This is a genomic window from Helcococcus sp. KG196, from assembly GCF_046035495.1.
GTDB lineage: Bacteria > Bacillota > Clostridia > Tissierellales > Peptoniphilaceae > Helcococcus > Helcococcus ovis.
Genome location: NZ_JBFNFI010000002.1, coordinates 80,875 through 94,457, shown reverse-complemented (window position 1 = coordinate 94,457; position 13,583 = coordinate 80,875). Strand labels below are relative to the sequence as shown.

The following is a 13,583-nucleotide window of genomic DNA, read 5'->3' as shown; positions in this document are numbered from 1 at the left end:
TCATTTATTAAGAAAAGTTAATCTTTACAGAAAAAAAGATTGACTTTTTTATTTTTAAATGATACATTTATTAAATACTAATATAAAAAATGATAATGGGTTATTAGGCTAATTTTTCATTTTTAAAAGGTATTTGATAGTTGTAAAACGGCCAAAATCCGCAAAATATACTTAATGAGAGGTGGCATATATGAATAATCATACAACAGTGTATGGTATAAGAAATAGAGAAAGTTTCTCTAGAATTCCAGAAACATTGCAACTACCTAATTTGTTAGACATTCAAAAAGGTAGTTATGAGTGGTTTTTAAAACACGGATTAAAAGAAGTGTTTGAAGATATATCTCCAATTGTAGACCATTCAGGAAATATACATTTACAATTTTTAGATTATCATTTTGATGAAAAACCAAAATATTCAGAACAGGAATCTAAAGATAGAGATGCAAACTATGCTAAAAAAATGAAAGTAAATGTACGTCTTATAATTTTAGAAGATGGAAAAACTAAAGAAATAAAAGAAGAAGAAGTTTTAATGATGGATGATTTTCCACTTATGACTGATAATGGTACATTTATTATAAATGGTGCAGAAAGGGTAGTTGTATCTCAATTAGTTAGATCACCGGGAGTATATTACAGTGAAGATTTTGATAAAAACGGAAAAAAAACAATTTCTTCTACGATTATTCCTAATAGAGGAGCATGGATTGAATATGATACAGATGCATATGGTGCTTTGACAATTAGAATTGATAGAACAAGAAAATTACCAGCTACTACATTAATTAGAGCTCTTATTTTAGATAATAATGATGAAATAAAAGAAGTATTTGGTGAATCGGAAGTTTTAGGTGAAACATTAGAAAAAGAAGTTTCAAGGTCTAAAGAAGAAGCATTGATTGAAATTTACAAAAAATTAAAACCGGGAGATCCTGCATCAGTAGAAGCTGCAAGTTCTTTGTTACATAATCTATTTTTTGATACAAGAAGATATGATTTATCAAAGGCGGGCAGATATACATTTAACAAAAAATTAGCAATAAGAAGCAGAATTAGGGAAAAATATGCAGCTAACGATATTGTTGATGAATATGGTGAAATTTTGGCATCCAAGGGAGAATTTATTACTCTAGAAAAAGCAATTGAAATTGAAAATGCAGGTATAAATTCTGTAGATATTAAAGTTTCCGAAGACAGCTCTGAAATAGTTAGAGTTGTAGGTAATCATTATGTTGATATAAAACAATTTGAAGAAATAAAGGATCTTGATTTATCAGAATTAAGGTTATCGGAAAAAGTTTTTTATCCAGAAATGAAGAAAATTATTGAATCATTTACAGATGATATGACTGATAAGCAAAAAGTTAAATTAATTTCTGATAATAAGGAATTAATTTCTTCAAATACAATAACAATGGAAGATATTATTGCAAGTTTTTCATATCAATTAAACTTATACCAAGGGGTTGGGAAAATTGATGATATAGATCACTTGGGAAATAGAAGAGTTAGATCTGTGGGTGAATTATTACAAAATCAATTTAGAATTGGTCTTTCAAGAATGGAAAGAGTAATAAGAGAAAGAATGACAACATCTGATCCTAATATGTTAACTCCAAAAGGATTATTAAATAATAGACCAGTTTCAGCTGCAATTAAAGAATTCTTCGGTTCATCACAATTATCTCAATTTATGGATCAAACAAACCCTATTTCAGAATTAACGCATAAGAGAAGACTATCTGCTTTAGGACCTGGTGGTTTGTCAAGAGACAGGGCAGGTTATGAAGTTCGTGACGTTCATACTTCACATTACGGTAGAGTATGTCCAATTGAAACACCTGAAGGACCAAATATCGGTTTGATTACATCTTTAACAACATATGGAAGAATTAATGACTATGGATTTATTGAAACACCATATAGAAAGGTTGAAAAAGGGACCGGTAGGGTAACGTCTGAAATCCACTATTTAACAGCTGATGAAGAAGATATCTACATAAAAGCTCAAGCTAATGAACCTTTAGATGAAAATGGTGTATTTATAAATGAAAGAGTTTCCTCAAGAGGTATAAATGCGGTTAATGACGTTTATCCAAAAGAGGAAATAGATTATATGGATGTTTCACCACAACAAATAGTTTCAGTAGGGGCATCATTGATTCCATTCTTAGAAAATGACGATGCAACTCGTGCATTGATGGGTGCAAACATGCAAAGACAAGCTGTGCCTTTATTAAAATCAGAAGCTCCAATTATAGCAACCGGTATAGAGTATAGAACAGCTAAAGACTCAGGAGTTGTAATTGTTGCTAAAAATTCTGGTACAGTAAAATACGTAGGGGATGAAAGAATTCAAATTGAAAAAGACATCCCTGATGAAAATGGAAAATATGATGAATATACAGTACTAAAATTTAAGAGAGCCAACCAAGGTACAACATTTAACCAAAGACCAATTGTTAAAATCGGTCAACACGTTGAAGCTGGAGAAATAATTTCAGATGGACCTTCAACAGATTTAGGAGAATTAGCTTTAGGTAAAAACATCTTGATAGCATTTATGACATGGGAAGGTTACAATTATGAAGATGCCATGTTATTAAATGAAAAATTGGTTATTGATGATGTTTTAACATCTGTTCATATCGAAGAACACACAGCTGAGGCTAGAGAAACAAAATTAGGACCTGAAGATATCACTAGAGATATACCAAGTATTGGTGATGATATGAGAAAAGATTTAGATCAAGATGGTATTATAAGAATCGGTGCTGAAGTACAAGCTGGAGATATCTTAGTTGGTAAAGTAACTCCAAAAGGAGAAACAGAATTATCACCGGAAGAAAGATTATTAAGGGCTATCTTTGGCGAAAAAGCTAGAGAAGTTAGAGATACTTCTTTAAGAGTTCCTCACGGTGAAGCTGGTGTTGTTGTTGATATTAAGAAATATTCAAGAGATAATGGAGATGAATTAGCTCCGGGAATTAATCAAGTTATAAGGGTTTATATTGCAACAAAGAGAAAGATTTCTGTTGGAGATAAGATGTGTGGTCGTCACGGTAATAAAGGGGTTGTATCAAGAATATTGCCAATTGAAGATATGCCATTTTTACCAAATGGGGATCCGGTTCAAATAGTTTTAAATCCATTAGGGGTGCCTTCACGTATGAATATTGGACAAGTACTAGAAGTTCACCTGGGTATGGCTGCGAAAAAACTGGGATGGCATGTAGCTACTCCGGTATTTGATGGGGCTTCAGATAAAGATATTGAAGAAGCTTTAGAAGCGGCAGGATATAGCAAAACAGGTAAAATCCAGCTTAGAGATGGTAGAACGGGAGAAACATTTGCAAATAATGTTACAGTAGGTTATATGTATATGTTGAAACTTCACCATCTAGTTGATGAAAAAATTCATGCAAGATCTACGGGACCATATTCTCTTGTAACACAACAACCATTGGGTGGTAAAGCACAATTTGGTGGACAAAGATTTGGTGAAATGGAAGTTTGGGCATTAGAAGCTTATGGGGCAGCACATACATTACAAGAAATGTTAACTGTAAAATCAGATGATATTATCGGCAGAGTTAAGACGTATGAAGCAATTGTAAAAGGTGAAAATATTCCGGAACCGGGTACACCTGAATCATTCAAGGTTTTAACTAAAGAATTACAATCATTAGCATTGAATGTAAAATTATTAGATGAAAAAGGCGAAGAAGTTATTTTAGCTGAAAATACAGAAGAAAATGATGATTATCGTCAAATCGAAAGAATGGTTGAAGATAAAGAAGATTATCCAGAACAATCATTTATAAATTAAGAATAACAGAAAGGAGCATTTCTTAATGGCAAGTTTTAAAGCGATGCAAGTTGGTTTAGCTTCTCCGGACATGATTAGAGATTGGTCAAGAGGAGAGGTAAAAAAACCTGAAACAATTAACTACAGAACATTAAAGCCAGAAAGAGAAGGTCTATTTTGTCAAAAAATATTTGGACCAATCAAAGACTATGAATGTGCTTGCGGTAAATATAAAAGAATAAGATATAAAGGCGTAGTATGTGAAAAATGTGGTGTTGAAGTTACGAAGTCAAAAGTTAGACGTGAAAGAATGGGACACATTGAATTAGCTACACCTGTATCTCATATTTGGTACTTTAAAGGAATTCCTTCAAGAATGGGATTACTGTTAGATATGAGTCCAAAATCTTTAGAAAAAGTTTTATATTTTGCAAATTATATTGTAACTGATCCGGGTGATTGTGATGAAGTTTCATATAAACAGGTATTAACTGAAACGGAATATAATAAATTGTATATTGAATATGGTGATGATTTTACTGCTTCAATGGGTGCGGAAGCAATTGAAAAATTACTGTCAGATATAAATTTAGAAGAGTTACATGCAGAATTAACAGAAGAGTTAGAAACAGCTTCCGGTCAAAAAAGAGTAAGAATATACAGAAGACTTGAAGTAATAGAATCATTCTTGCAATCAAAAAACAGACCTGAATGGATGTGTTTACATGTTTTACCTGTTATTCCACCCGATTTAAGACCTATGGTTCAATTAGAAGGTGGTAGATTTGCTACATCAGACTTGAATGATTTATATAGAAGAGTAATAAATAGAAATAATAGATTAAAGAGATTGTTAGAAATTGGAGCTCCTGATATCATTGTAAGAAATGAAAAAAGAATGCTTCAAGAATCAGTAGATGCTTTAATTGATAATGGTAGAAGAGGTAAACCGGTTACTGGAGCTTCAAATAGACCATTAAAATCATTATCCGATATGTTAAAAGGTAAAACAGGTAGATTTAGACAAAACTTATTAGGTAAGAGGGTTGACTACTCTGGTCGTTCGGTAATCGTTGTTGGACCGGAATTAGAATTTTACCAATGTGGTTTACCAAAATATATGGCATTAGAATTATTTAAGCCATTTATTATGGAAAGATTAGTTTCTAAATATGAAGCTAAAAATATTAGATCTGCTAAAAAATTAATTGATAGAAAAGACCCTATTGTATGGGGAGCATTAGAAGAAGTAATTAAGGATCATCCGGTATTACTTAACCGTGCACCTACACTTCACAGATTAGGGATTCAAGCTTTTGAACCGGTATTAGTAGAAGGAAAAGCTATTAAATTACATCCTCTTGTATGTACAGCTTATAATGCTGACTTTGATGGGGATCAAATGGCTGTTCACGTACCATTATCAGCAGAAGCTCAAGCGGAAGCTAGATTATTAATGATGAGCACAAATAATATTTTGGCTCCAAAAGATGGTAAACCTATTACAACACCTACACAAGATATGGTTTTGGGTTCATATTATTTGACATCAGAATTTACAGTAGAAGATACAGACTATGTATTTAGTGATTACGATGAAATGATTAAAGCTTTAGAAAATAAAATAATTCATTTACATTCCAGAATTGGTGTAAAGATTAAAAAAGATGAAAAAGATAAAGGTAAGGTTGTAAGATCAACAGTAGGTAGATTTATCTTTAATAGTGAAATTCCTCAAGATTTAGGATTTGTCGATAGAAATAAAGATCCATATTCATTAGAAGTAGATGTTCTTGTAGATAGTAAAATGTTGTCTAAAATTATAGATAAAGCATTCCATAAATATGGAAATATAAGAACTGCAAGATTATTAGATTATATTAAGAAAACAGGATATAATTATTCAACAAAAGCCTCAATTTCAATTGGTATGGCGGATGTTATAACTCCTGATGATAAAGAAGCTATAATTAAAGCTGCGGATGATAAGATTGTTGAAATTGAAGAATATACAAATATGGGATTATATACTGAAGAAGAAAGATATAATCAAGTAATTAAAACATGGGAACAAGCTACAGAAGATGTAACAAAAGCTCTAATGGAAAACTTAGATAGTACAAATACAATAGCTATCATGGCTAACTCCGGAGCTAGAGGTAGTGTTAGACAAATAAGACAACTTGGTGGTATGCGTGGACTTATGGCATCAACAACCGGTAGAACAATTGAAATTCCGGTTAAAGCTAATTTCCGTGAAGGTTTATCGGTACAAGAGTTCTTTATCTCAACACACGGTTCTAGAAAAGGACTTTCAGATACTGCTATTAGAACTGCTGACTCAGGTTATCTAACAAGAAGACTTGTAGATGTTTCTCAAGATGTAATTATTAGAGAAGATGATTGTGGTACGGATTCATATATTACAGTTAAGGATATACTTGAAGGTAAAGAAGTTATCGAAAAGTTAAGAGATAGAATTGTTGGTAGAACATCATTTGAAGATATATTAAATCCTGTTACAGGACAAATTATTGTTCATAAAAATGAAATAATTACTGAAGAAATGGCTGATGAAATTACTAAAGAACATGTAATGGAAAAATTTGGTGGGGATTCAGAAATTATTCAAATTAAAGAAGTTAAAATTAGATCGGCACTTGAATGTAAATCGGAATTTGGCGTATGTTCAAAATGTTACGGTAGAAATTTAGCTACAGGTAAGGAAACAAACATTGGAGAAGCGGTAGGTATTGTTGCTGCTCAATCAATTGGTGAACCCGGTACACAGCTTACAATGCGTACGTTCCACTCTGGTGGGGTTGCCGGAGGAGGAGCTATTACTCAGGGGCTTCCTAGGGTTGAAGAATTATTTGAAGCGAGAAGACCAAAGGGGCAAGCTATTATTGCTAAAAATTCCGGAACTGTTACTGTTGACGATAGTGAAGAAAGAATTAAAATCTTTATTAATGATGGTGAGGAAACATCTAAATATATTTTGCCTTTCAATGTAAATCCTAAACAGGGGATAGTTGATGGTGGACATATCGAAAAGGGTGATAAAATTACCGAAGGTTCTATAAATCCACATGAATATCTAGAATTATTAGGAACTCAAGCTGTTCAAGACTATATAATTAAAGAAATTCAAAAAGTTTATAGATTACAAGGGGTAGATATTGATGATAAACATATTGAAATTATCATTAAACAAATGCTACAAAAAGTTAATATTACTGAAAGTGGAGATTCTGAATTCCTAGTAGGAACAATGCCAAATAGAAGACACGTCGATAATAGAAATAAAGAATTAATTGAACAAGGTAAAAAACCGGCAGAATACGAATATGTGTTGCTTGGTATTACCAAAGCAAGTATAGCTTCAGATTCATTCTTATCGGCTGCATCATTCCAAGAAACAACAAGAGTATTAACTGATGCTTCAATAAAAGCTAAGACGGATGATTTAGTCGGATTAAAAGAAAATATAATTATTGGTAAGTTAATTCCGGCTGGTACAGGTCTAAGTAAATATTCAACGATTTTAGAAGAAGAAAAAGAAGAAATAAGTACTGAAAAATAGTACAAAAGTTGACATAAATTAATAGTTTTGATAAAATATATTAGTCAGTGGGCATATTATATTTAAATATAATATGTCCATTGATTAAGACTATTTCAACATATGTTGATATATAAATTTAAGTAAAAGGAGGTGCAAGAATGCCTACAATTAACCAACTAATTAGGAACAATAGAAAGAGTGAAAGCAAAAAGTCAAATACTCCTGCTTTAGGTTATAATTTTAATACTCTAAGAAAGAAAAATACTCAAGTAAATTCTCCTCAAAAGAGAGGTGTATGTACATCAGTTAGAACAACAACACCTAAAAAACCTAACTCAGCTTTACGTAAGATTGCCAGAGTAAGATTGACAAATGGAGCGGAAGTTCTATCATATATTCCTGGTATCGGACACAACTTACAAGAACACTCTGTTGTACTTATAAGAGGTGGTAGAGTAAAAGACTTACCTGGGGTAAGATACCACATTATTAGAGGAACATTGGATACAGCTGGAGTTTCAGGAAGAAAACAAGCTAGATCTAAATATGGTGCTAAGAAGGCTTAATAGCACAAAAATATAAAATAAAAAAATTAAGTGCTTTTGTTTAGATTTATATATCAGCAAGCACTATCGATGAAAAATCGAGTACCAATGAATTATTATATGGTAAGGAGGGAAGAACAGTGCCAAGAAAAAATAGTGTACCTAAAAGGGACGTACTACCAGATCCAATATATGGAGATAAAGTAGTAACTAAGCTAATCAATAATGTTATGCTTGACGGTAAAAAAGGTGTTGCTCAAAAAATTGTTTATTCTGCATTTGAAAAATTAGCAGAAACAACAGGTGAAGATGCACTTGAAGTTTTCCAAAAAGCTTTGCAAAATGTTATGCCGCTTTTAGAAGTTAAAGCAAGAAGAATAGGTGGGGCAACATACCAAGTTCCTATGGAAGTAAGACCTGCAAGAAGACAAACTTTAGCTTTAAGATGGTTAGTAACATATTCAAGAGCTAGAGGCGAAAAAACAATGATGGAAAGACTAAGCAAGGAAATTTTAGACGCAGCAAATAATACCGGATCAAGCGTAAAGAAAAAAGAAGAAATGCACAGAATGGCTGAAGCTAATAGAGCTTTTGCACATTTCAGATATTAATATAAATTAATAAGGAGAAAGAAGTGCCAGATATTAGTTTAGAAAAAATTAGAAATGTTGGGATAATGGCTCACATAGATGCTGGTAAAACAACAGTAACAGAGCGTATATTATTCTATACAGGTAAAATTCATAAAATGGGTGATACTCACGAAGGGACTGCGGTTATGGACTCCATGGCTCAGGAACAAGAAAGAGGTATCACAATTGCTTCAGCTGCAACAACAGCATACTGGAAAAATCATAAAATTAATATTATCGACACACCAGGGCACGTTGACTTTACAGTTGAGGTAGAAAGATCTTTAAGAGTTCTTGATGGATCAGTTGCATTATTTGACGCTAAGAGTGGGGTAGAACCTCAATCAGAAACAGTTTGGAGACAAGCTGATAAATATGGTGTTCCAAGAATTTGTTATATTAATAAGATGGATGCAACAGGTGCTGACTTTATAATGTCAGTAAATACAATTAGAGATAAATTAAAAGCTAATGCAGTTCCAGTTCAATTACCAATCGGTAATGCACATACATTTAGAGGTATTATTGATTTAATTGAAATGGATGCAGTTGTTTACGATGAAAATGATGAAACAGGAGAATCAGCAAAAGTTGTTGAAATTCCAGAAGACCAATTGGAATTAGCAAAAGAATACAGAAATCAATTAATAGAAGCTGTATCAGATTCAAACGAAGAAATTATGATGAAATTCTTAGAAGAAGAAGAAATTACAGTTGAAGAGTTAAGAGATGCTGTAAGAGTTTCAACAATTAATAGAGATATCTATCCTGTATTATGTGGTTCAGCATACAAGAAGAGAGGTGTTCAATCTCTTATCGATGCTATGGTATATTACTTACCGTCACCAGTGGATGTACCTGCTATTAAAGGTACAAAACCAAAGAAAACAGAAGAAGAAGAAACTATAGAAGATGAAAGACATCCAAGTGTTGAAGAACCATTCTCAGCTTTAGCATTTAAGGTTGTGGCTGACCCATTTGTAGGTAAATTAACTTACTTTAGAGTTTATTCAGGTCACATTGAATCAGGTTCATATGTATATAACTCAACAAAAGGTAAGAGAGAAAGATTAGGACGTATCCTAGAAATGCACTCAAACCAAAGAACAGAGTTAGATCATATTTCTGCAGGTAATATCGGAGCAGCAATTGGATTAAAAGATACAACTACAGGTGATACATTATGTGATCAAGATAATCAAATTATCTTAGAAAACATGGAATTCCCAGAACCGGTTATTTCTGTTGCTATTGAACCTAAGACAAAAGCATCTCAAGAAAAGATGGGTATTGCTTTGGGTAAATTAGCAGAAGAGGATCCAACATTTAAGACATATACAAACCAAGAAACCGGCCAAACAATCATAGCAGGTATGGGTGAGTTGCACTTAGAAATTATCGTAGATAGATTGTTAAGAGAATTTAAAGTTGAAGCTAATGTAGGTAATCCGCAAGTTTCATATAGAGAATCTATTACTAAAGAAGCAGAAGCTGAAGGTAAATTTGTACGTCAATCCGGTGGTCGTGGTCAATATGGTCACGTAAGACTAAGAGTTAAACCAAATGAACCGGGTAAAGGTATAGAATTTATCGATAATATTGTCGGTGGGGTTGTTCCTAGAGAATATATAGGTTCTGTAGAAAAAGGTGTTAGAGAAGCTTGTGAAGCTGGTGTATTGGCAGGATATCCAATATTAGATATTATTGTTACTTTATACGATGGATCATATCACGAAGTTGACTCATCAGAAATGGCTTTCCAAGTTGCAGGGGCTATGGGATTAAGAGCAGCTGTAGAAAAAGCTGGTCCAGCTTTATTAGAACCTATCGAAAAAGTTGAGATTGTTACTCCGGAAGAATATCTTGGAGATGTTATGGGTGACGTTTCATCAAGAAGAGGTAGACTTGATGGTATGGGAACAAGAGAAGGTGTTCAAATCGTTGATGCATTTATTCCATTATCGGAAATGTTTGGATATGCAACATCATTACGTTCAAACACACAAGGACGTGCAACATACTCAATGCAATTTGACCACTATGAACAAGTTCCAAATAGTATAAAAGAAAAAGTATTAGAAGGCAAAAAGTCATAATAAAAAATTAGGAGGAAAAAATGGCTAAAGAAAAATTTATTAAAGACAAACCACACGTAAACGTTGGTACAATCGGTCACGTAGACCACGGTAAAACAACAACAACAGCTGCTATTACTCTTGTATTAAACAAGAGAAATGGTACAGGTACATTTGTTGATTATGCAAATATTGATAAAGCACCTGAAGAAAGAGAAAGAGGTATTACAATCAATACTTCTCACGTTGAATATGAAACAGCAAAAAGACACTATGCTCACGTAGACTGTCCAGGGCACGCTGACTATGTAAAGAACATGATTACTGGTGCTGCTCAAATGGACGGTGCTATCTTAATCGTATCAGCAGCTGATGGTCCAATGCCTCAAACAAGAGAACACATCTTATTAGCAAGACAAGTTGGGGTTCCAAAAATTGTAGTATTCTTAAACAAAGAAGATCAAGTTGACGATCCAGAATTAATCGAATTAGTAGAAATGGAAGTTAGAGAAATGTTATCAGAATATGATTACGATGGAGATAACACACCATTTGTAGTAGGTTCAGGATTAAAAGCTTTACAAGAACCAGATGGAGAATGGGGAGATAAAATCGTTGCATTAATGGATGCAGTTGATGAATGGATTCCAACACCAGAAAGAGATAATGATAAACCATTTATTATGCCAGTTGAAGACGTATTTTCAATTACAGGTAGAGGTACAGTAGCTACAGGTAGAGTTGAAAGAGGTGTTGTTAAAGTTGGTGATAGTGTAGAAATCGTTGGTTTAGTAGACAAACCTCAAACAGTTGTTGTTACTGGGGTAGAAATGTTTAGAAAACAATTAGACTTAGCAGAAGCTGGAGATAATATCGGTGCTCTATTAAGAGGGGTTACAAGAGATGATATCGAAAGAGGTCAAGTTTTAGCAAAACCAGGTACAATTCACCCACATACAAAATTTGAAGGCGAAGTATACGTATTAACAAAAGAAGAAGGTGGTAGACATACTCCATTCTTCTCAGGATATAGACCACAATTCTATTTAAGAACAACAGACGTTACAGGTGATATCAAATTAGCTGACGGTGTTGAAATGGTTATGCCTGGAGATAACGCAACATTTACAATCACATTAATTTCTCCAATCGCTATCGAAGAAGGATTAAGATTTGCGATCAGAGAAGGTGGTAGAACAGTTGCTTCAGGTGTTGTATCAAAAATTATTGAATAGTAAACATTTAAAAGTATCAGAAGAAATTCTGGTACTTTTTTTTTATTTAAGATATAATAGTAAAAGATTAATTTTTGGAGAGTATTATGGCGAAATTATATTTTAGATATGGTGCAATGAATTCGGGAAAGTCAACTTCACTAATGCAAGTAGCACACAATTATGAAGAAAGAGGAATGAAAGTAAGGTTACTAAAACCTTCAATTGATTCTAAAGGTGATGATAAACTTGTTTCAAGACTTGGAGTTACAAGAAAAGTTGATTACATTGTAAAAGAAGATGATGATTTATTTGAAAATTTTTCTAAAATTGAAAATGGAGAAAATATTTCATGTGTGTTAGTTGATGAAGTACAATTTTTGAATAGTAGACAAATTGATCAATTAATGAAAGTTGCAGTTATAAAGGATATTCCTGTTATATGTTATGGACTTAGAACTGATTTTCAAACTAATGGATTTGAAGGTTCATCAAGATTACTTTTAATAGCTCATTCTGTAGAAGAATTAAAGACTATTTGCAGATGTGGAAAGAAGGCAGTTTTTAATGGAAGAAAGATTGATGGTCTTTTTGTATTTGAGGGTAGTCAAATTGCAATTGATGGGGAACATGAAGTAGAATATGAATCGATGTGTGCTAAATGTTATTTTGATAGATTAGAAGAGGAAAAACAAAGGAATAGTGATAAACAGCAAGTGATTGATAAAATTATTTAATATAAAAAGGTGTTGACTTTTCAACACCTTAATTTTTTATAATTTAGATAATTCTAAAGAAAATACATTCAACATTTTAATTACGTTTTTTAATGTTATATCATTAATATCCTTCATAGGATTAAATTCAACGAAGTCAATAGAACGCACCAATTTTGTTTGTATTATTGATTTTATGAGTTTTTCAGATTGTTCTATATTCATTCCGTCTTTTTCGGGCGTACCAGTTCCGGGAACAAGTTTCTCGTCCAAAGAATCTATATCATAACTTAGGTGTATATTTTTTGTATTTTTTTCTTTTAATTTTAGCAACAATTCTTCGATACAAGCTTCTATACCTTTTTCTTTAATATCATTCATATACCAAACATTAACATTGTGTTTTTCTAAAATTCCATATTCTCCATCATCAACACTCCTTGCTCCTAATATATAAACATTATTGCCATTGATTTTTTTTCCATTAAATAAAATGTTATTTAACTCTGTATTTCCTTCACCTAAAGAAATACTTAATGGCATTCCATGTATATTTGCAGATGGAGAGGTTTCTATTGTGTTTATATCCGTATGAGCATCAATCCAAATTACAGCTAAATCTTTATTATGAAATTTAGATGTTGCGGCAATGGATCCTATGCCTAAAGAATGATCTCCTCCTAAAACAAATGGTAAAATACCTTCTTTCAATGTTTCATATAACTTATTTGCAAGATCTTTATTTGCGTCGAGTATACCTTTATAGTATTTTAATTTTTTACTTGTAGCAAATTTTTCCTGCTCACTATATTTATCTACATTAGTGTTAAATATTTTTTTTATTATATTACCTTTTTTTTCAAAAATATCAATTATATTATTTTGTATCATTGTATCAGGACCAAGTTCAACTCCAGGTCTGTCGGAACCATAGAAAATTGGAACTTTTATAAAATTGATTTTCATATTTTCTCCGTAAAATTTATTATAATATGTAGTATAATATATATTATACTACATAAAAT

General features: G+C 32.3%; 8 protein-coding genes. 7 read left to right on the top strand and 1 reads right to left on the bottom strand.

Features of this window, described 5'->3' with window-relative positions:
* The first annotated feature begins 190 nt into the window (after positions 1-190).
* The 7 genes from rpoB to ABGF45_RS01580 all read left to right on the top strand — a co-directional run bounded on the left by rpoB (position 191) and on the right by ABGF45_RS01580 (position 12,579).
* A complete protein-coding gene (rpoB, locus tag ABGF45_RS01610) occupies positions 191-3,832 on the top strand; it encodes a DNA-directed RNA polymerase subunit beta (RefSeq protein WP_134710448.1) in 3,642 nt (1,213 codons plus the stop codon).
* A 25-nt stretch (positions 3,833-3,857) separates the two neighbouring features.
* Complete coding sequence (gene rpoC / locus ABGF45_RS01605) at positions 3,858-7,394, top strand: DNA-directed RNA polymerase subunit beta' (protein ID WP_134710450.1); 3,537 nt, start codon at positions 3,858-3,860, stop codon at positions 7,392-7,394.
* A 140-nt stretch (positions 7,395-7,534) separates the two neighbouring features.
* A complete protein-coding gene (rpsL, locus tag ABGF45_RS01600; protein ID WP_134710452.1) occupies positions 7,535-7,942 on the top strand; it encodes a 30S ribosomal protein S12 in 408 nt (135 codons plus the stop codon).
* A 119-nt stretch (positions 7,943-8,061) separates the two neighbouring features.
* On the top strand, positions 8,062-8,532 hold the full coding sequence (gene rpsG / locus ABGF45_RS01595) for a 30S ribosomal protein S7 (protein WP_134710454.1): 471 nt from the start codon (positions 8,062-8,064) through the stop codon (positions 8,530-8,532).
* Positions 8,533-8,597: 65 nt separating this feature from the next.
* Positions 8,598-10,649 carry an elongation factor G gene (gene fusA / locus ABGF45_RS01590; protein WP_245151234.1) on the top strand — a complete coding sequence of 684 codons (2,052 nt, stop codon included), beginning with the start codon at positions 8,598-8,600 and terminating at the stop codon, positions 10,647-10,649.
* A gap of 20 nt (positions 10,650-10,669) precedes the next feature.
* Complete coding sequence (gene tuf / locus ABGF45_RS01585; protein WP_134710457.1) at positions 10,670-11,863, top strand: elongation factor Tu; 1,194 nt, start codon at positions 10,670-10,672, stop codon at positions 11,861-11,863.
* 86 nt (positions 11,864-11,949) lie between these two features.
* A complete protein-coding gene (locus ABGF45_RS01580; RefSeq protein WP_134710459.1) occupies positions 11,950-12,579 on the top strand; it encodes a thymidine kinase in 630 nt (209 codons plus the stop codon).
* A gap of 36 nt (positions 12,580-12,615) precedes the next feature.
* On the opposite strand, the gene rocF is transcribed toward ABGF45_RS01580, so the two are convergent.
* The gene (gene rocF, locus ABGF45_RS01575) at positions 12,616-13,524 is read right to left on the bottom strand and encodes an arginase (RefSeq protein WP_134710461.1); all 909 of its coding nucleotides are present in this window, start codon (positions 13,522-13,524) and stop codon (positions 12,616-12,618) included.
* Positions 13,525-13,583 lie beyond the last annotated feature (59 nt).

Excerpts from the sequence above, each read along its gene's own strand:
- rocF (WP_134710461.1), bottom strand. The coding sequence starts at position 13,524 with ATGAAAATCAATTTTATAAAAGTTCCAATTTTCTATGGTTCCGACAGA.
- ABGF45_RS01580 (WP_134710459.1), top strand. The coding sequence starts at position 11,950 with ATGGCGAAATTATATTTTAGATATGGTGCAATGAATTCGGGAAAGTCA.
- rpoB (WP_134710448.1), top strand. The coding sequence starts at position 191 with ATGAATAATCATACAACAGTGTATGGTATAAGAAATAGAGAAAGTTTC.
- tuf (WP_134710457.1), top strand. The coding sequence starts at position 10,670 with ATGGCTAAAGAAAAATTTATTAAAGACAAACCACACGTAAACGTTGGT.
- fusA (WP_245151234.1), top strand. The coding sequence starts at position 8,598 with ATGGCTCACATAGATGCTGGTAAAACAACAGTAACAGAGCGTATATTA.
- rpsL (WP_134710452.1), top strand. The coding sequence starts at position 7,535 with ATGCCTACAATTAACCAACTAATTAGGAACAATAGAAAGAGTGAAAGC.
- rpoC (WP_134710450.1), top strand. The coding sequence starts at position 3,858 with ATGGCAAGTTTTAAAGCGATGCAAGTTGGTTTAGCTTCTCCGGACATG.